The organism is Roseateles sp. YR242, from assembly GCF_900109745.1.
Taxonomy (GTDB): domain Bacteria; phylum Pseudomonadota; class Gammaproteobacteria; order Burkholderiales; family Burkholderiaceae_C; genus Roseateles.
The window spans coordinates 1-17053 of the sequence record NZ_FOAV01000026.1; the positions used below are offsets into that span (position 1 = coordinate 1).

Here is a 17053-nt window from a genome sequence, read left to right on the forward strand (position 1 = left end):
ATTGCAGCCGTCAGCGTCGTCTTGCCGTGGTCAACGTGACCAATCGTGCCCACGTTCACGTGCGGCTTGGTACGTTCAAACTTGCCTTTTGCCATTTCAATTCTCCAAAAAGAGCATCAATCCAGTCTGTTGGTTTAGCGTTTCCGTAGTGCCTGTTTCCCCTGGCGGCTGGCAACCAGGCCAAGCACTACGAAGACGATTCTGAAAACACACGCCCCCACCAAAGCCCTTCGGGCCGGCTCCTCAAGCGGAGCCGGTGGGGGATGCGCCTTACTTGGCGCGGGCGGTCACGATGGCGTCAGCAACGTTCTTCGGAGCTTCCGAATAGTGCTTGAACTCCATCGTGTACGTGGCGCGACCTTGCGTGGCGGAACGCAGCGAGGTCGAGTAGCCGAACATTTCGGACAGAGGAACCTCCGCCTTGATGACCTTGCCACCACCGACCATGTCGTCCATGCCCTGCACCAGGCCACGACGCGAGGACAGATCGCCCATCACGGTACCAGCATAGTCTTCCGGCGTTTCCACTTCCACTGCCATCATCGGCTCGAGGATCACCGGATTGGCGCGGCGGCAGGCTTCCTTGAAGCCCATCGAAGCGGCCATCTTGAAGGCGTTTTCGTTCGAGTCCACATCGTGGTAGGAACCGAAGGTCAGCGTGACCTTCACGTCCACGACCGGGTAGCCGGCCAGCACGCCGTTCGGCAGGGTGTCGATGACGCCCTTTTCCACCGCGGGGATGTACTCGCGCGGCACCACACCACCCTTGGTGGCGTCCACGAACTCGAAGCCCTTGCCGGGTTCCTGCGGATCCAGCGACAGCACGACGTGACCGTATTGGCCCTTGCCGCCGGACTGACGCACGAACTTGCCTTCCACGTCGGTGACCGACTTGCGGATGGTTTCGCGGTAGGCCACTTGCGGCTTGCCCACATTGGCTTCAACGCCGAACTCGCGCTTCATGCGGTCCACGATGATTTCCAGGTGGAGCTCGCCCATGCCGGAAATGATGGTCTGGCCAGATTCTTCGTCGGTACGCAGACGGAAGGAAGGATCTTCAGCAGCCAGACGGCCCAGCGCCAGGCCCATCTTTTCCTGGTCAGCCTTGGTCTTGGGTTCCACAGCCTGCGAAATCACAGGCTCCGGGAAGACCATGCGTTCCAGCGTGATGATGCTGTCGGGGTCGCACAGGGTTTCGCCCGTGGTGACGTCCTTCAGGCCCACGCAGGCAGCGATGTCGCCCGCCAGAATTTCCTTGATTTCTTCACGCTGGTTGGCGTGCATCTGCAGGATCCGGCCGATACGTTCCTTCTTGCCACGGACCGGGTTGTAGACGGTCGCGCCCGACTGCAGCACGCCCGAATAGACCCGCACGAAGGTCAGCTGGCCGACATACGGGTCGGTCATCAGCTTGAAGGCCAGCGCCGAGAACTTCTCTTCGTCAGTACGTTGACGGGTGATCGGCTGATCATCTTCGTCCGTGCCCGACACCGGCGGGATGTCCAGCGGCGACGGCAGGAAGTCGATGACGGCGTCCAGCATGCGCTGCACGCCCTTGTTCTTGAACGCAGTACCGCACAGCATCGGCTGGATCTCGGTCGCGATGGTCCGCTTGCGGATCGCGAGCTTGATCTCTTCCTCGGTCAGGTCGCCTGTCTCGAGGTACTTGTTCATCAGCTCTTCGGTGGCCTCGGCAGCAGCCTCGACCATCTTCTCACGCCATTCCTGCGCCACTTCCACCAGGTCAGCGGGGATGTCTTCGAAGCTGAACTTCATGCCCTGGGAGGCTTCGTCCCAGATGATGGCCTTCATCTTGAAGAGGTCCACCACGCCCTTGAAGTTTTCTTCCGCGCCGATGGGGATCACCACGGGCACAGGGTTGGCCTTCAGGCGGGTCTTCATCTGGTCAACGACCTTGAAGAAGTTCGCGCCGGTACGGTCCATCTTGTTGACGAACGCGAGGCGGGGCACCTTGTACTTGTTGGCCTGGCGCCAGACGGTTTCCGACTGGGGCTGCACGCCACCCACGGCGCAGTACACCATGCAGGCGCCGTCCAGGACGCGCATGGAACGCTCCACCTCAATGGTGAAGTCCACGTGTCCGGGGGTGTCGATGATGTTGAAGCGATGCTCGGGGTAGGACATGTCCATGCCCTTCCAGAAGCAGGTCGTCGCGGCCGACGTGATCGTGATGCCGCGCTCTTGCTCCTGTTCCATCCAGTCCATCGTGGCGGCGCCGTCGTGCACCTCACCGATCTTGTGGTTCACACCCGTGTAGAACAGGATGCGCTCGGTCGTTGTGGTCTTGCCAGCATCGATGTGCGCGGAGATACCGATATTGCGGTAGCGCTCGATGGGGGTCTTGCGGGACATGGTGTCACTCCAAATGCATGGAGCCGCCAGCGGGTTGGTAAAAACCCGAGGCGGCCAGGAAGGTCTTGTTTAGAAACGGAAGTGCGAGAACGCCTTGTTGGCGTCTGCCATGCGGTGCACTTCGTCGCGCTTCTTCATCGCGCCACCGCGGCCTTCAGAGGCCTCCAGCAGTTCGTTGGCCAGACGTTGGGCCATCGACTTCTCACCGCGCTTGCGGGCCGATTCCTTGAGCCAGCGCATGGCCAGAGCCAGACGGCGGACGGGGCGAACTTCCACGGGAACTTGGTAGTTCGCGCCGCCGACACGACGGGACTTCACTTCGACCATGGGCTTCACGTTGTTGATCGCGATCATGAAGACTTCGAGCGGGTCCTTGCCGGACTTGTTCTCGACTTGCTCCAGGGCGCCGTAAATGATGCGCTCTGCAACGGCCTTCTTGCCCGATTCCATGATGACGTTCATGAACTTGGACAGATCAACGCTACCGAACTTCGGATCCGGCAGGATTTCGCGCTTGGGTACTTCGCGACGACGTGGCATGACTTCTTCCTTCAATGCTTCAGTTGGCTGGCTTTCGCCTGCCGCGGATCTCCACCATCTTCTTGAGGGGGGACCCACTTACTCGGTGATCGGTGCACATGCACCTCAACCGCAAACAATTTGGTGACCGTTGTCCTGGGACCTCGGCAGCCAAAAACTCTGGCTGATTAGGCCTTCTTCGGACGCTTCGCGCCGTACTTGGAACGCGACTGCTTGCGATCCTTCACGCCCTGCAGGTCCAGAGAACCGCGGACGATGTGGTAACGCACACCCGGCAAGTCCTTGACACGACCGCCGCGCACGAGCACGACGCTGTGTTCCTGCAGGTTGTGGCCTTCACCGCCGATGTACGAGATGACCTCGAAACCGTTGGTCAGGCGCACCTTGGCCACCTTACGAAGCGCCGAGTTCGGCTTCTTCGGGGTGGTGGTGTACACGCGGGTGCAGACGCCGCGGCGCTGCGGGCACGACTGCATAGCCGGCGACTTGGATTTCGTCACCTCGGTCTCACGACCGTGGCGCACGAGCTGATTGATGGTTGGCATAAGTAACTTGTTCCCGTTTGAAGTCACAGCTTCAGCGTGAGATTCACAAGCGACAAAAGCGCAGCACCGACCTCACCTTAAGGCTTGAGCTCAAGGGCTGACCTGAAGGATTGAGGGCGGGCGCACTCAGGCGCATCTATACACGCTGAAGAGCCGGCGATTGTAGGCCAGTTCGTCGAGATCACACAAGGCGCTATGCTCACAGCCCCCATGATCGACACTGACTTCCCCTCCATCGCACCGGACATCAACCCGGATAACAGCCCGGATAACAGCCCGGATAACACTCCGGATAGGGCCCCAGACACGGCGCCTCTGGCTGCGCCGGTCCCGCTGGTCATCCTGGACACCCAGATCGTGATGGACTGGCTGGTCTTTGCCGAACCCCGAATCGCACCACTGATTGCATCGGTGGAGAGCCGGCACTTACTTTGGACGGCCACGGAGGCCATGAAGGCGGAGATGCTGCATGTCCTGGGCCGCGGCGTGGCCGCCCGTTACGCCCCCGACCTGGGGCGTATTGATGAGGCATTTGCACGGCATTGCCATCTGGTGGCGGCGCCGGAGCTGGGCATGGCACGGCCCCGTTGCAGTGACCCGGACGACCAGAAGTTCATCGATCTGGCCCTGGCCTGCGCGGCTCGCCAGCCCACCTGGCTGATCTCCCGCGACCGGGCGGTCCTCAAGGTGGCCAAGCGAGCCAGGAAGCTCGGCCTGGAGATCCTGTCGCCCGAGGCCTGGATCAAGCTGCAGGCCCCAGCCTCGCCCACCGCCTGAATTCCAGCCGTCCATAAAAAAAGCTGCCGCCCTTTCGGGACAGCAGCCTCTTGTGGCTGACCGGCGGTTCACACCGCCGGTATCAGTCAGCAGCTCAAGCGCTCGGCGTGTCGTCGGCGTCGAGGGCAGACAGCTGAACCGCTGCCATTTCCTCGGCTTCCTGCATGGCGATGGAACGGCGCTCGGCGTCGTCCATCTCTTCCTTGACGCGACGCGCCTGGTGGAAAGCCATACCGGTACCGGCCGGGATCAGACGACCCACGATCACGTTTTCCTTCAGGCCACGCAGCTCGTCGCGCTTGCCCATGATGGCCGCTTCGGTCAGCACGCGGGTGGTTTCCTGGAAGGAAGCCGCCGAGATGAACGAGTCGGTGGACAGCGATGCCTTGGTGATACCCAGCAACACGTCGGCGTGCGTGGCAATGATCTTGCCCTCGCCGCGCAGGCGGTCGTTGGTGTCCAGCAGCTCCGAACGCTCGACCTGTTCGCCCACGATGTAGGCGGAGTCACCCGGGTTGGCGATCTGCACACGACGCAGCATCTGGCGAACGATCACCTCGATGTGCTTGTCGTTGATCTTCACGCCTTGCAGACGGTAGACGTCCTGGACTTCGTCAACGATGTAACGCGCCAGTTCTTCGATACCCAGCAGGCGCAGGATGTCCTGCGGATCCGCCGGGCCGTCCACGATCAGTTCGCCGCGGTTGACCACCTGGCCTTCGTGCACCAGGATGTTCTTTTCCTTGGGCACCAGCACTTCGTGCTTGCGGCCTTCCGGATCCGTGATCTCCAGGCGAACCTTGCCCTTGGTCTCCTTACCGAACGAGACCGTACCGGTCTGCTCGGCCAGGACACCGGCGTCCTTCGGCGAACGGGCTTCGAAGAGCTCGGCCACGCGAGGCAGACCCCCGGTAATGTCCCGGGTCTTCTGACCTTCGACCGGGATACGGGCCAGCACTTCGCCGGGCGCCAGATCCTGACCGTCGCGGATCTGGACCAGCGAACCGACCTGGAAGCCGATCGTCACCGAGTGATCGGTGCCGGGGATCTTGACCTCGTTGCCCTGCGCATCCAGCAGCTTGACCTGCGGACGCACCACCTTGGCTGCGCCACGACGCTTCGGATCGATCACCACCAGGGTGGACAGACCCGTCACTTCGTCGACCTGCTTGGCCACGGTCACGCCTTCCTCGACGTTCTCGAACTTCGCCTGACCGGCGAATTCCGTGATGATCGGGCGGGTCAGCGGGTCCCAGTTGGCCAGGATGGTGCCAGCCTTGATGGTCTGGTCAGCCTTGATGTTGAGCAGCGCACCGTACGGCACCTTGTGACGCTCGCGCTCACGGCCGTGCGGGTCGGAGATGACGATTTCGCCGGAACGGGAAATCACCACCAACTCGCCCTTGCCGTTCGTCACGTAGCGCATCGTGGCGTTGAAGCCGATGATGCCGTCCGACTTGGCTTCCACGCTGGAGGCCACGGCAGCACGCGAAGCGGCACCACCGATGTGGAAGGTACGCATCGTCAGCTGCGTGCCCGGTTCACCGATGGACTGTGCAGCGATCACGCCCACGGCCTCACCCGTGTTCACCATGCCACCACGGCCCAGATCGCGGCCATAGCACTTGGCGCACAGACCGAAACGGGTACCGCAGGTCAGCGGGGTGCGAACCTTCACCTCGTCCACGCCGGCTTGTTCCAGCACGTCCAGAGTGTCTTCGTCCAGCATGTTGCCAGCCGTCAATAGCAGCGCCTGGGTTTCCGGGTGCAGCACGTCGATGGCCGCCACACGACCCAGGATGCGGTCACGCAGGGACTCGATCACCTCACCGCCTTCCACCAGGGCGCGCATGTTGATGCCGTTGTCCGTGCCGCAATCGGTCTCGGTCACGACCAAGTCCTGCGTCACGTCCACCAGACGACGCGTCAGGTAGCCGGAGTTCGCGGTCTTCAGCGCCGTATCCGCCAGGCCCTTACGAGCACCGTGGGTGGAGATGAAGTACTGCAGAACGTTCAGACCTTCGCGGAAGTTCGCGGTAATCGGCGTCTCGATGATGGAGCCGTCAGGCTTGGCCATCAGGCCCCGCATACCGGCCAGCTGGCGAATCTGGGCCGCGCTACCGCGAGCACCGGAGTCGGCCATCATGTAGATGGAGTTGAAGGACTCCTGCTCCACTTCCTTGCCGTGGCGGTCCAGGATCTTTTCCTTGGACAGCTGCGACATCATCACCTTGCCGACTTCGTCACCGGTCTTGCCCCAGATGTCCACCACCTTGTTGTAGCGTTCACCGGCGGTCACGAGACCCGAGACGTACTGCTGCTCGATCTCCTTGACTTCCTTCTCGGCGCGATCGATCAGGTCCACCTTCTGCTTGGGCACCAGCATGTCGTCGATGGCGATCGAGATGCCGGCACGCGTGGCGAGCTTGAAACCGGACTGCAGCAGCTTGTCTGCCAGCACCACGGTTTCCTTCAGGCCGCACTTGCGGAAGGAGGTGTTGATCAGGCGCGAGATTTCCTTCTTCTTCAGCGCCTTGTTGATGTTGCTGAAGGGCAGGCCCTTGGGCAGGATTTCGGACAGCAGCGCGCGGCCGACCGTCGTTTCGACGAGCTTGGTCTCGGGGACCCACTCGTCGGAATCCTTGTCCTTGGTGTACTCGACCAGACGCACGCTGATCTTGGCGGTCACTTCCACGGCGCCGGTTTCCAGCGCGCGGATGACTTCGGCGATGTCCGAGAACACCATGCCTTCGCCACGGCCGTTCGTACGCTCACGAGTCGCGTAGTACAGGCCCAGCACCACGTCTTGCGACGGGACGATGGACGGTTCGCCGGAGGCCGGGAACAGCACGTTGTTGGAGGCCAGCATCAGCACGCGGGCTTCCATCTGCGCTTCGATGGACAGCGGCACGTGAACGGCCATCTGGTCACCGTCGAAGTCGGCGTTGAAGGCGGCGCAGACCAGCGGGTGCAGCTGGATGGCCTTGCCTTCGATCAACACCGGTTCGAACGCCTGGATGCCCAGGCGGTGCAGCGTCGGGGCGCGGTTCAGCAGGACCGGGTGTTCCTTGATGACTTCTTCAAGGATGTCCCAGACCACCGGCGTGCCGGATTCGACTTCCTTCTTCGCCGCCTTGATGGTGGTGGCGATCCCCATCGCCTCCAGGCGCGAGAAGATGAAAGGCTTGAACAGCTCCAGCGCCATCAGCTTGGGCAGGCCGCACTGATGCAGCTTGAGCGTCGGGCCCACGGTAATGACGGAACGGCCGGAATAGTCGACGCGCTTGCCCAGCAAGTTCTGACGGAAACGACCGCTCTTGCCCTTGATCATGTCGGCCAGCGACTTGAGGGCACGCTTGTTGGCACCGGTCATCGCCTTGCCGCGACGGCCGTTGTCCAGCAGCGAGTCCACGGCTTCCTGCAGCATGCGCTTTTCGTTGCGCACGATGATCTCAGGGGCCTTCAACTCGAGCAGACGGGCCAGGCGGTTGTTGCGGTTGATGACGCGACGATAGAGGTCGTTCAGGTCGGAGGTCGCAAAGCGGCCGCCGTCCAGCGGCACCAGCGGACGCAGGTCCGGCGGCAGCACCGGCAGCACTTCCAGCACCATCCAGTTCGGCTTGATGCCCGAACGCTTGAAGGCCTCCATGACCTTGAGGCGCTTGGAGTTCTTCTTGACCTTCAGCTCGGAGCCGGTCATGTCGTTGCGCAGGCGATCGATCTCGACGTCGAGATCCATCTCCTCGAGCAGCTTCTTGATGCCTTCGGCACCCATCAGCGCGATGAACTCGTCACCGAACTCGATGCGCTTCGCGTCGTAATCGTCCTCGGACATGATGCTGAACTTCTTCAGCGGGGTCATGCCCGGGTCCACCACCACGTAGGCTTCGAAGTACAGCACGCGCTCGATGTCGCGCAGCGTCATGTCCAGCACCAGGCCCAGACGGGACGGCAGGGACTTCAGGAACCAGATGTGGGCGCAAGGCGCGGCCAGGTCGATGTGACCCATGCGCTCACGACGCACCTTGGTCTGGGTGACTTCAACGCCGCACTTCTCGCAGATCACGCCACGGTGCTTGAGGCGCTTGTACTTGCCGCACAGGCACTCGTAGTCCTTGATCGGGCCGAAGATCTTGGCGCAGAACAGGCCATCACGCTCCGGCTTGAAGGTCCGGTAGTTGATGGTCTCGGGCTTCTTCACTTCACCGAAAGACCACGAGCGGATCTTTTCGGGCGAGGCCAGCCCGATCTTGATCGCGTCGAAGTGCTCGTCCGGCGTGAATTGCTTGAACAGGTCCAGTAAACCCTTCATGTGTCTCTCCTGTTCCCTTTAGTTGCGCTCGAGTTCGATGTCGATACCGAGCGAACGGATTTCCTTCACCAGCACGTTGAACGACTCGGGCATGCCCGCTTCGATCGAGTGCTCGCCCTTGACGATGGACTCATACACCTTGGTACGGCCATTCACGTCATCGGACTTCACGGTCAGCATTTCCTGCAGGATGTAGGAAGCACCGTAGGCTTCCAGCGCCCACACTTCCATTTCCCCGAAACGCTGGCCGCCGAACTGCGCCTTGCCGCCCAGCGGCTGCTGGGTAACGAGCGAGTACGGGCCGGTAGAGCGGGCGTGCATCTTGTCGTCCACCAAGTGGTGCAGCTTCAGCACGTGCATGTAGCCGATGGTCGTCGGACGCTCGAACTGCTCGCCGGTGCGGCCGTCATACAGGAAGGCCTGCGTACGGGTGGGCGTGAGGCCCTTCTTCGCCGCGATCTCTTCCGGATAGGCGAGCTGCAGCATGGCGCGGATTTCGCTTTCCTTGGCACCGTCGAACACCGGCGTGGCGAAGGTCACACCCTTGGACAGGTTGTGCGCCATGTCGATGACTTCAGCGTCGGTCAGCTCGTCGAGCTTCTCCAGCTTGCCGCCGTTCTGGTTGAACAGCTCATCCATGAAGCTGCGCAGCTCGGCCACGCGGGCTTCACGTTGCAGCATGTCGCCGATGCGCTGGCCAATGCCCTTGCCCGCCCAGCCCAAGTGCACTTCCAGCACCTGGCCGACGTTCATCCGGGAAGGAACGCCCAGCGGGTTCAGCACGATGTCGGCAGGCGTGCCGTCGGCCATGTAGGGCATGTCTTCGATCGGGGTGATCTTGGACACAACGCCCTTGTTGCCGTGACGGCCGGCCATCTTGTCGCCAGGCTGCAGGCGACGCTTGACGGCCAGGTACACCTTGACCATCTTCAGCACGCCGGCGTCGAGCTCATCGCCCTGCGTCAGCTTCTTGCGCTTCTCTTCGAAGGCCAGATCGAAGCTGTGACGGGTCTGCTCCAGCGAGTTCTTGATGGATTCCAGCTGGTTGGCGATGTCGTCCTCGGCGGGACGAATGTCGAACCAGTGGAACTTCTCGACCTCGGCCAGATACTCCTTCGAGATGACCGTGCCCTTGGTGATCTTCTTCGGACCACCGTTGGCGATCTTGCCGTTGAGCAGCTTCTCGATACGGTCGAAGGCGTCGGCCTCGACGATGCGGAGCTGGTCGTTCAGGTCCAGGCGGAAGCGCTTCAGTTCATCGTCGATGATCTGCTGGGCGCGCTTGTCACGCTGGATGCCTTCACGGGTGAAGACCTGCACGTCGATGACGGTACCGCTGGTGCCTTGGTCCACACGCAGCGAGGTGTCCTTCACGTCGGACGCCTTCTCGCCGAAGATGGCGCGCAGCAGCTTTTCTTCCGGCGTCAGGGTGGTCTCGCCCTTGGGCGTGACCTTGCCCACCAGCACGTCGCCCGGGTTCACTTCCGCACCGATGTACACGATGCCGGATTCGTCCAGACGAGCCAGTTGCTGTTCGCTCAGGTTCGGGATGTCGCGGGTGATTTCTTCGCTGCCCAGCTTCGTGTCACGCGCCTTGACCACCAGTTCCTCGATGTGGATCGAGGTGTAGCGGTCTTCGGCCACCACGCGTTCGGAGATCAGGATCGAGTCTTCGAAGTTGTAGCCGTTCCACGGCATGAACGCGACCAGCATGTTCTGGCCCAGGGCCAGTTCACCCAGGTCGGTCGAGGCGCCGTCGGCAATGATGTCCTCCGCTTCGACGCGGTCACCACGCTTGACGATGGGGCGCTGGTGGATGTTGGTGTTCTGGTTGCTACGCTGATACTTGATCAGGTTGTAGATATCCACACCCACTTCACCGGCCACGGTCTCGTTGTCGTTCACGCGGATCACGATACGGTTCGTGTCCACATAGTCGACCACGCCACCACGGCGGGACGCCACCACGGTGCCCGAGTCCTTCGCGGCCACGCGTTCCACGCCGGTACCCACAAACGCCTTTTCGGGGCGCAGGGTCGGCACGGCCTGACGCTGCATGTTCGCGCCCATCAGTGCGCGGTTCGCATCGTCGTGCTCCAGGAACGGCACCAGGGAGGCGGCCACCGACACGATCTGCGTCGGCGCCACGTCCATGTACTGGATGCGTTCAGGAGAGGTCAGCACCGATTCGCCGTTTTCACGAGCCGAGACCAGTTCGTCGATCAGCTGGCCACCCTCGTTCAGCGAGGCATTGGCCTGGGCGATGACGTACTTGCCTTCCTCGATGGCGGACAGGTAGTCGATCTGGTTGGTGACCTTGGAGTCCACCACGCGGCGATACGGCGTTTCCAGGAAGCCGTATTCGTTCAGCTGCGCGTACAGGGCCAGCGAGTTGATCAGACCGATGTTCGGGCCTTCCGGCGTTTCGATCGGGCAGACGCGGCCATAGTGGGTGGGGTGCACGTCCCGGACTTCGAAGCCGGCACGCTCACGGGTCAGACCGCCCGGGCCCAGGGCCGAGACACGACGCTTGTGCGTGATCTCGGACAGGGGGTTGGTCTGGTCCATGAACTGCGACAGCTGCGACGCACCGAAGAACTCCTTCAGCGCCGCGGAAATCGGCTTGGAGTTGATCAGGTCGTGCGGCATCAGGGCTTCGGTCTCAGCCTGGCCCAGACGTTCCTTCACAGCCTTCTCGATACGTGCCAGGCCGGAGCGGTACTGGTTTTCGGCCAGTTCGCCCACGCAACGCACGCGGCGATTGCCCAGGTGATCGATGTCGTCCACTTCGCCACGGCCGTTGCGCAGCTCAACCAGGATCTTGACGACGTCAAGGATGTCCTCGTTGGACAGCGTCATCGCGCCTTCGGAGATGTCGCGGCCCACGCGGGCGTTGAACTTCATCCGGCCGACGCGGGACAGGTCGTACGTGTCTTCGCTATAGAACAGGCGGTTGAACAGGGCCTCGACGGCGTCTTCCGTCGGCGGCTCGCCAGGGCGCATCATGCGGTAGATGGCGACGCGGGCAGCCAGCTGGTCGGCGGTTTCATCCGACGCCAGGGTTTGGCTGATGTAGGCGCCTTCATCCAGCTCGTTCGTGAACAGGCACTGGATGTCCTTGATGCCGGCGCCGCGCAGCTTCTTCAGCAGCGAGTCGGTCAGCTCATCATTGGCCTTGGCGATGATCTCGCCAGTGTCCGGATCCACCATGTTCTTGGCCAGCAGGCGGCCAAGCAGGAAGTCTTCGGGCACGGTCACGTGCGGCGTGGCGGATTGCTCCAGCTGACGCACATGGCGGGCGGTGATGCGCTTGTCCTTCTCGACGATGACATTGCCGCTCTTGTCGGTGATGTCAAAGCGGGCGACTTCACCCTTCAGGCGTTCGGCCACGAACTCCATCTGGGCGCCCGAGTCCATCAGGCGGAAGTTGTCGAAGACAAAGAAGTGGGCCAGGATCTGCTCGGGATTCAGGCCGATGGCCTTGAGCAGGATCGTGACCGGCATCTTGCGACGGCGGTCAACGCGGAAGTACAGGATGTCCTTCGGGTCGAACTCGAAGTCCAGCCAGGAGCCGCGGTAGGGAATGATGCGCGCAGAGAACAGCAGCTTGCCGGACGAGTGCGTCTTGCCCTTGTCGTGTTCGAAGAACACGCCGGGCGAACGGTGCAGCTGCGAGACGATGACCCGCTCGGTGCCGTTGATGATGAAAGAACCATAGTCGGTCATCAGGGGCACTTCGCCCATGTAGACCTCTTGTTCCTTGATCTCCTTGACCGTCTTCGGCTGGGGACTTTCCCGGTCGTAGATGATCATCTGCAGCTTGGCACGCACGGCCGCTGCAAAGGTCAAGCCACGCTGTTGACATTCGCGAACGTCGAACGGCGGCTTGGCAATGTTGAATTCGAGGAATTTCATTTCCACGAACCCGTTATGCGAATTGATCGGGAACGTGGACAAGAAGGCCGCTTGCAGGCCTTCGGGTTTACGCTTGAGCGGAGCTACGTCTTTCTGCAGGAACGCGACGTACGAGTCCTTCTGCATCGTCAGCAAGTAAGGAACGTTGAGCACGCTCACGCGCTTGCCGAAGCTCTTGCGAATGCGCTTGCGCTCGGTGTAGCTGTAGGGGGTTGCTTGCGCCATAAACACTCCGTGTCGAGTGCGCCCCTGGCCGTGGTGCGCACCGCGTCGGCGACTGGCTGTTCGGGCATTGCACCCGAAGCTTGGTGGTTGGCCACTACCAACCGCTGGCGGACAACCCCGGTAGCCGGACATGACTGAAGGCGTTGCACCCCCAACATCATCCCCGGCCCTACCGCGGCCCGACCAAACCGTTCTCTGCAGTCGGATCAGAGAACACTTGAAAGAACCGCACATGATACATGGACGATGCTTTCAGGTGCTCTTGTCAAGAGCAAAACCCTGACAACAACCCTACTAAGCGGGACATTCGACCGACATTCGAGATGTCGAACCGAGACCGCTCTTAAACGAGGAAAGGGGAGGCCCGTTCGGACCACCCCTCTCGTCGAGAAGAACCGGCGGGCAGTGCCTGCCGATTCTCCAAGGTCTTACTTGAGTTCGACCTTGGCGCCGGCTTCTTCCAGCTTCTTCTTGGCAGCTTCGGCGTCAGCCTTGGAGATGCCTTCCTTGACGGGCTTCGGAGCGCCGTCGACCAGGTCCTTGGCTTCCTTCAGGCCCAGACCGGTGATTTCACGCACGGCCTTGATGACCGACACCTTGTTGGCGCCAGCTTCCGTCAGGACGACGTTGAACTCGGTCTTCTCTTCAACGGCAGCAGCGCCACCGCCAGCAGCGCCGCCAGCGGCGGGAGCAGCCATCGAAGCGGCGGACACGCCAAACTTCTCTTCAATTGCCTTGACCAGATCGTTCAGTTCCAGAACGGTCATGCTGTCCAGAGCGGACAGGAAAGCGTCTTTGTCGAATGCCATGATAGTTTCCTAAATACAGATGGTTTGCTTGGGGGGCGTTCAGGCAGCAGCCGGAGCTTCTGCGGGGGCTTCGGCTTCGGCGCCGGCACCCTTTTTCTGAGCCAGGGCAGCCAGCACGGCCGCGGTGCGTTGCACCGGGGACGTGAGCAGGCCAGCCAGTTGCGACAGCAGGACTTCCTTGCTGGGAACGGAAGCCAGGGCCTTCAGGGCCGTGACGTCCAGTGCCTTGCCGCCGTAGGCGCCACCCTTGAGGACGAGCTTGTCGTTGGTCTTGGCAAAGTCAGCGATGACTTTGGCAGCCGCGACAGCATCTTCCGAAAAGCCGTAGATCAGCGGGCCGACCATGGCATCCGCAGCAGCCTCGAACGAGGTGCCGGCGACGGCGCGACGGGCCAGGGTGTTCTTCAGCACGTGAAGATACACACCCTTGGCACGCGCTTCGACGCGCAGCTTGTTCAGGGCTTCCACGGTGAGGCCACGGTACTCGGCCAGCGCCAGCGTCTGCGACTTGGCAGCTTGCGCTGCCACGTCCGACACAACGGCTGCCTTCTCGTTGCGATTGAGACTCAAGGTCTACTCCTCACATTACGCCCTTGACTCAACGCTTGCGCATCGGGTCTCGGGCACCGGATTCAGCGACCTTCTGTCGGGACCAGGAAACCATCCAGTCAACCATCAAGGCAAACCAGTGTTCAGATCCGTTCAGCGGGACCGCCATCTGCGCTGGCCAGGGACCGAAGTCCTCGATTAAGCAGCTTCCCCCTTACTGCGGGAATCCGCGCCAGCGGTCTTGGATGACCCGGGCCGGTTTTTCAACCGGCCCGGCCCACCAATTCATCAGCGCAACGCCAGACTCGCGTCGCGCTTCAATTGAGTTGCTTAGGCAGCAGCCGATGCGTTGATGCTGGCCACATCCACACGGGCACCAACGCCCATGGTGGAGGACACAGCCACCTTACGCACGTACACACCCTTGCTGGTTGCCGGCTTGGCCTTGTTCAGGGCCTCGACCAGCGCGCGCAGGTTGCCTTCCAGCTTGTCGGTGTCGAACGAACGACGACCGATCGTGGCGTGGATGATGCCGGCCTTGTCAATACGGAACTGGACTTGACCCGCCTTGGCGTTCTTGACGGCAGTCGCCACGTCCGGGGTCACGGTGCCAACCTTGGGGTTAGGCATCAGGCCACGGGGGCCCAGGATTTGACCCAGGGTACCCACGACACGCATGGTGTCGGGCGAAGCGATCACGACGTCGAAGGGCATGTCGCCAGCCTTCACGCGTTCAGCCAGGTCTTCCATGCCGACGACGTCAGCACCAGCGGCCTTGGCTTCTTCAGCCTTGGCGCCCTGGGCGAACACCGCCACGCGCTTGGTCTTGCCGATGCCGTTGGGCATCACGACGGCGCCGCGAACCACTTGGTCCGACTTCTTCGCATCCACGCCCAGCTGGACGGAGACGTCGATCGATTCGTCGAACTTGGCGGCAGCGAGTTCCTTCACCAGGTTCAGCGCGTCCGTCAGGGGATACAGCTTGGTCGTTTCAACCTTGCCTTGCAGAGCTTGTTGACGCTTGGTCAGCTTGGCCATGTCACACACCCTCCACGATGATGCCCATCGAACGGGCGGAGCCGGCGATGGTGCGGACTGCGGCATCCATATCGGCTGCCGTCAGGTCCTTTTGCTTGGTCTTTGCGATTTCTTCCAGCTGGGCACGGGTCAGCTTGCCGACCTTGTCCAGATGGGGACGCTGGGAACCCTTTTCGATCTTCGCAGCCTTCTTGATCAGCACGGTCGCCGGGGGCGACTTGATGACGAAGGTGAAGCTCTTGTCCGCGAAAGCGGTGATCACGACCGGCAGCTTGAGGCCCGGCTCATAGCTCTGCGTCTGGGCGTTGAACGCCTTGCAGAATTCCATGATGTTCAGACCACGCTGACCCAGCGCGGGACCGACCGGCGGCGAAGGATTCGCCTTGCCTGCCGGGATTTGCAGCTTGATGAAGCCGACAATCTTCTTGGCCATATTTTCTCCTGACAGCGATGCAACGGCCTCGTCACATCGCCTGAGTGCTAACGCAAGGGGCTCGGACCGAAATCCCTACCCTTGCTCCTCTTGTCCGCCTCTCGTTGCAGACTGGTTACGGACAGCTGGGTGGCCGGAGCCACGGAGCGCTGTCAGGCTCCAAAAACGATGCAAGCGCCCGGAGCGAACTCGGGGCGCTGCAGGGTCAGAGCATCAGACCTTCTCGACTTGCGCGAAGTCCAGTTCCACCGGGGTGGCACGGCCGAAGATGGTGACCGACACGCGCAGCTTCGACTTGTCGTAGTTGACTTCCTCGATGCTGCCGTTGAAGTCGGTGAACGGACCTTCCTTGACGCGAACGATCTCGCCAACGATCCATTCCACCTTGGGCCGCGGCTTGTCCACGCCCTCTTGCATCTGGTTGACGATCTTCATCACCTCGGCTTCCGAGATCGGAGCCGGGCGGTTCTTCGCGCCACCGACGAAGCCCGTCACCTTGGAGGTGTGCTTCACCAAATGCCAGGTGTCGTCTTCCATGGCCATTTCCACCAGCACATAGCCGGGGAAGAAACGACGCTCGGTGACGGCCTTCTTGCCGTTCTTCAGTTCAACGACTTCTTCGGTCGGCACCAGGATGCGACCGAACTTGTCTTGCATGCCGGCGCGATCAATGCGCTCGCGCAGATTGCGCTCGACAGCCTTTTCCATGCCCGAATAGGCATGCACCACATACCAGCGCTTGGGCAGGCCTGCGGGGGCGGTCGATTCGGTCGCTACGACGTTTTGATCTTCGCTCATCTCGGTCCTATCTATGGCGCTCAGCGCTTCCAACCCAGGATCAGGTCGTACAGCACCCACTCCAGCGTCTTGTCCGTGAACCACAGGAAGAGCGCCATGACCACGACAAACGCAAACACATACAGCGTCATCTGGCGGGCTTCCTTGCCGGTCGGCCAGACGACCTTGCGGACTTCCTTGACCGAATCCTGACCGTAGGCGATCAGCGACTTGCCGGATTCAGAGGTCAGGAAGGCACCCACGGCGGCAGCCAGCAGCACAACCAGCGCGCCCCACTGCACCCAAGGACCTTGCTTGCCCAGCGCATAAAACGCAACCAGCGCGGCCAGGAGCAGGACGACAGCGCCTGCCAGCTTGGCCTTGTCGGCGCCGGTCGTCACTGTTTCGACTTGAGGATTGGACATTGAACTCACTTCTAGACCACTGCGACACCAGGCTGGTTCGCAGAACCCACCAGCAGCAAAGCCCGCCGAGACGAACTCCCGCGGGCTTGGCTTGACCACTTGTTCCAGCGCGCGATTATCGCTTAATGCTTATCGCTTGTCGCTGGCAGGGGCAGAGGGTCTCGAACCCCCAACCTTCGGTTTTGGAGACCGACGCTCTGCCAATTGAGCTATGCCCCTGTGGCCTTCTTACTAACTTACGCGATGATCGTTGCCACGACACCCGAACCGACGGTACGACCGCCTTCACGGATAGCGAAGCGCAGACCTTCTTCCATGGCGATCGGAGCGATCAG

13 protein-coding genes, 1 tRNA gene and 1 pseudogene are annotated in these 17053 nt (G+C 61.7%); 1 reads left to right on the forward strand and 14 read right to left on the reverse strand.

Annotated elements, in window-relative coordinates; genetic code table 11:
- The 4 genes from BMY53_RS24930 to rpsL form a co-directional block, all read right to left on the reverse strand.
- Nucleotides 1-95, reverse strand: a 95-nt coding sequence (locus tag BMY53_RS24930; RefSeq protein ID WP_005434227.1) for a GTP-binding protein, incomplete at its 3' end; no start/stop codon positions are given.
- A 175-nt stretch (nucleotides 96-270) separates the two neighbouring features.
- Nucleotides 271-2373 (reverse strand): elongation factor G, encoded by a 2103-nt coding sequence (gene fusA, locus BMY53_RS24935; RefSeq protein ID WP_092949840.1) that lies wholly within the window; start codon nucleotides 2371-2373, stop codon nucleotides 271-273.
- 69 nt (nucleotides 2374-2442) lie between these two features.
- On the reverse strand, nucleotides 2443-2913 hold the full coding sequence (rpsG, locus tag BMY53_RS24940) for a 30S ribosomal protein S7 (protein WP_092949858.1): 471 nt from the start codon (nucleotides 2911-2913) through the stop codon (nucleotides 2443-2445).
- 167 nt (nucleotides 2914-3080) lie between these two features.
- On the reverse strand, nucleotides 3081-3458 hold the full coding sequence (gene rpsL, locus BMY53_RS24945; protein WP_058933591.1) for a 30S ribosomal protein S12: 378 nt from the start codon (nucleotides 3456-3458) through the stop codon (nucleotides 3081-3083).
- Between the two features lie 210 nt (nucleotides 3459-3668).
- On the opposite strand from rpsL, the gene BMY53_RS24950 reads away from it, so the two are divergent.
- Nucleotides 3669-4235: a PIN domain-containing protein gene (locus BMY53_RS24950; RefSeq protein ID WP_177201049.1), complete on the forward strand. Its 567-nt coding sequence runs from the start codon at nucleotides 3669-3671 to the stop codon at nucleotides 4233-4235.
- 94 nt (nucleotides 4236-4329) lie between these two features.
- Here BMY53_RS24950 and rpoC read toward each other — a convergent pair whose 3' ends face one another.
- The 10 genes and pseudogenes from rpoC to BMY53_RS25000 form a co-directional block, all read right to left on the reverse strand.
- Nucleotides 4330-8547, reverse strand: a complete 4218-nt coding sequence (rpoC, locus tag BMY53_RS24955; protein ID WP_092949844.1) for a DNA-directed RNA polymerase subunit beta' — start codon at nucleotides 8545-8547, stop codon at nucleotides 4330-4332.
- 18 nt (nucleotides 8548-8565) lie between these two features.
- On the reverse strand, nucleotides 8566-12687 hold the full coding sequence (gene rpoB, locus BMY53_RS24960) for a DNA-directed RNA polymerase subunit beta (RefSeq protein ID WP_092949846.1): 4122 nt from the start codon (nucleotides 12685-12687) through the stop codon (nucleotides 8566-8568).
- A 428-nt stretch (nucleotides 12688-13115) separates the two neighbouring features.
- A complete protein-coding gene (gene rplL / locus BMY53_RS24965) occupies nucleotides 13116-13496 on the reverse strand; it encodes a 50S ribosomal protein L7/L12 (protein WP_092949848.1) in 381 nt (126 codons plus the stop codon).
- A gap of 39 nt (nucleotides 13497-13535) precedes the next feature.
- Nucleotides 13536-14066 carry a 50S ribosomal protein L10 gene (gene rplJ / locus BMY53_RS24970; protein WP_092949850.1) on the reverse strand — a complete coding sequence of 177 codons (531 nt, stop codon included), beginning with the start codon at nucleotides 14064-14066 and terminating at the stop codon, nucleotides 13536-13538.
- A 309-nt stretch (nucleotides 14067-14375) separates the two neighbouring features.
- Nucleotides 14376-15083: a 50S ribosomal protein L1 gene (gene rplA / locus BMY53_RS24975; protein ID WP_092949852.1), complete on the reverse strand. Its 708-nt coding sequence runs from the start codon at nucleotides 15081-15083 to the stop codon at nucleotides 14376-14378.
- A gap of 1 nt (nucleotide 15084) precedes the next feature.
- Complete coding sequence (gene rplK, locus BMY53_RS24980; RefSeq protein WP_058933584.1) at nucleotides 15085-15516, reverse strand: 50S ribosomal protein L11; 432 nt, start codon at nucleotides 15514-15516, stop codon at nucleotides 15085-15087.
- A 213-nt stretch (nucleotides 15517-15729) separates the two neighbouring features.
- The gene (nusG, locus tag BMY53_RS24985; protein ID WP_092949854.1) at nucleotides 15730-16314 is read right to left on the reverse strand and encodes a transcription termination/antitermination protein NusG; all 585 of its coding nucleotides are present in this window, start codon (nucleotides 16312-16314) and stop codon (nucleotides 15730-15732) included.
- Between the two features lie 20 nt (nucleotides 16315-16334).
- Nucleotides 16335-16718, reverse strand: a complete 384-nt coding sequence (gene secE / locus BMY53_RS24990; RefSeq protein ID WP_092949856.1) for a preprotein translocase subunit SecE — start codon at nucleotides 16716-16718, stop codon at nucleotides 16335-16337.
- 143 nt (nucleotides 16719-16861) lie between these two features.
- Nucleotides 16862-16937, reverse strand: a tRNA-Trp gene (locus BMY53_RS24995).
- 17 nt (nucleotides 16938-16954) lie between these two features.
- A pseudogene (locus tag BMY53_RS25000) lies at nucleotides 16955-17053 on the reverse strand (elongation factor Tu); the annotation flags it as partial.

What these genes read in the sequence shown, in the direction of transcription:
- BMY53_RS24950 (WP_177201049.1), top strand. Translation starts at nt 3,669, where the DNA reads ATGATCGACACTGACTTCCCCTCCATCGCACCGGACATCAACCCGGAT.
- rplL (WP_092949848.1), bottom strand. Translation starts at nt 13,496, where the DNA reads ATGGCATTCGACAAAGACGCTTTCCTGTCCGCTCTGGACAGCATGACC.
- secE (WP_092949856.1), bottom strand. Translation starts at nt 16,718, where the DNA reads ATGTCCAATCCTCAAGTCGAAACAGTGACGACCGGCGCCGACAAGGCC.
- rpsG (WP_092949858.1), bottom strand. Translation starts at nt 2,913, where the DNA reads ATGCCACGTCGTCGCGAAGTACCCAAGCGCGAAATCCTGCCGGATCCG.
- nusG (WP_092949854.1), bottom strand. Translation starts at nt 16,314, where the DNA reads ATGAGCGAAGATCAAAACGTCGTAGCGACCGAATCGACCGCCCCCGCA.
- fusA (WP_092949840.1), bottom strand. Translation starts at nt 2,373, where the DNA reads ATGTCCCGCAAGACCCCCATCGAGCGCTACCGCAATATCGGTATCTCC.
- rpoB (WP_092949846.1), bottom strand. Translation starts at nt 12,687, where the DNA reads ATGGCGCAAGCAACCCCCTACAGCTACACCGAGCGCAAGCGCATTCGC.
- rpoC (WP_092949844.1), bottom strand. Translation starts at nt 8,547, where the DNA reads ATGAAGGGTTTACTGGACCTGTTCAAGCAATTCACGCCGGACGAGCAC.
- rpsL (WP_058933591.1), bottom strand. Translation starts at nt 3,458, where the DNA reads ATGCCAACCATCAATCAGCTCGTGCGCCACGGTCGTGAGACCGAGGTG.
- rplA (WP_092949852.1), bottom strand. Translation starts at nt 15,083, where the DNA reads ATGGCCAAGCTGACCAAGCGTCAACAAGCTCTGCAAGGCAAGGTTGAA.
- rplK (WP_058933584.1), bottom strand. Translation starts at nt 15,516, where the DNA reads ATGGCCAAGAAGATTGTCGGCTTCATCAAGCTGCAAATCCCGGCAGGC.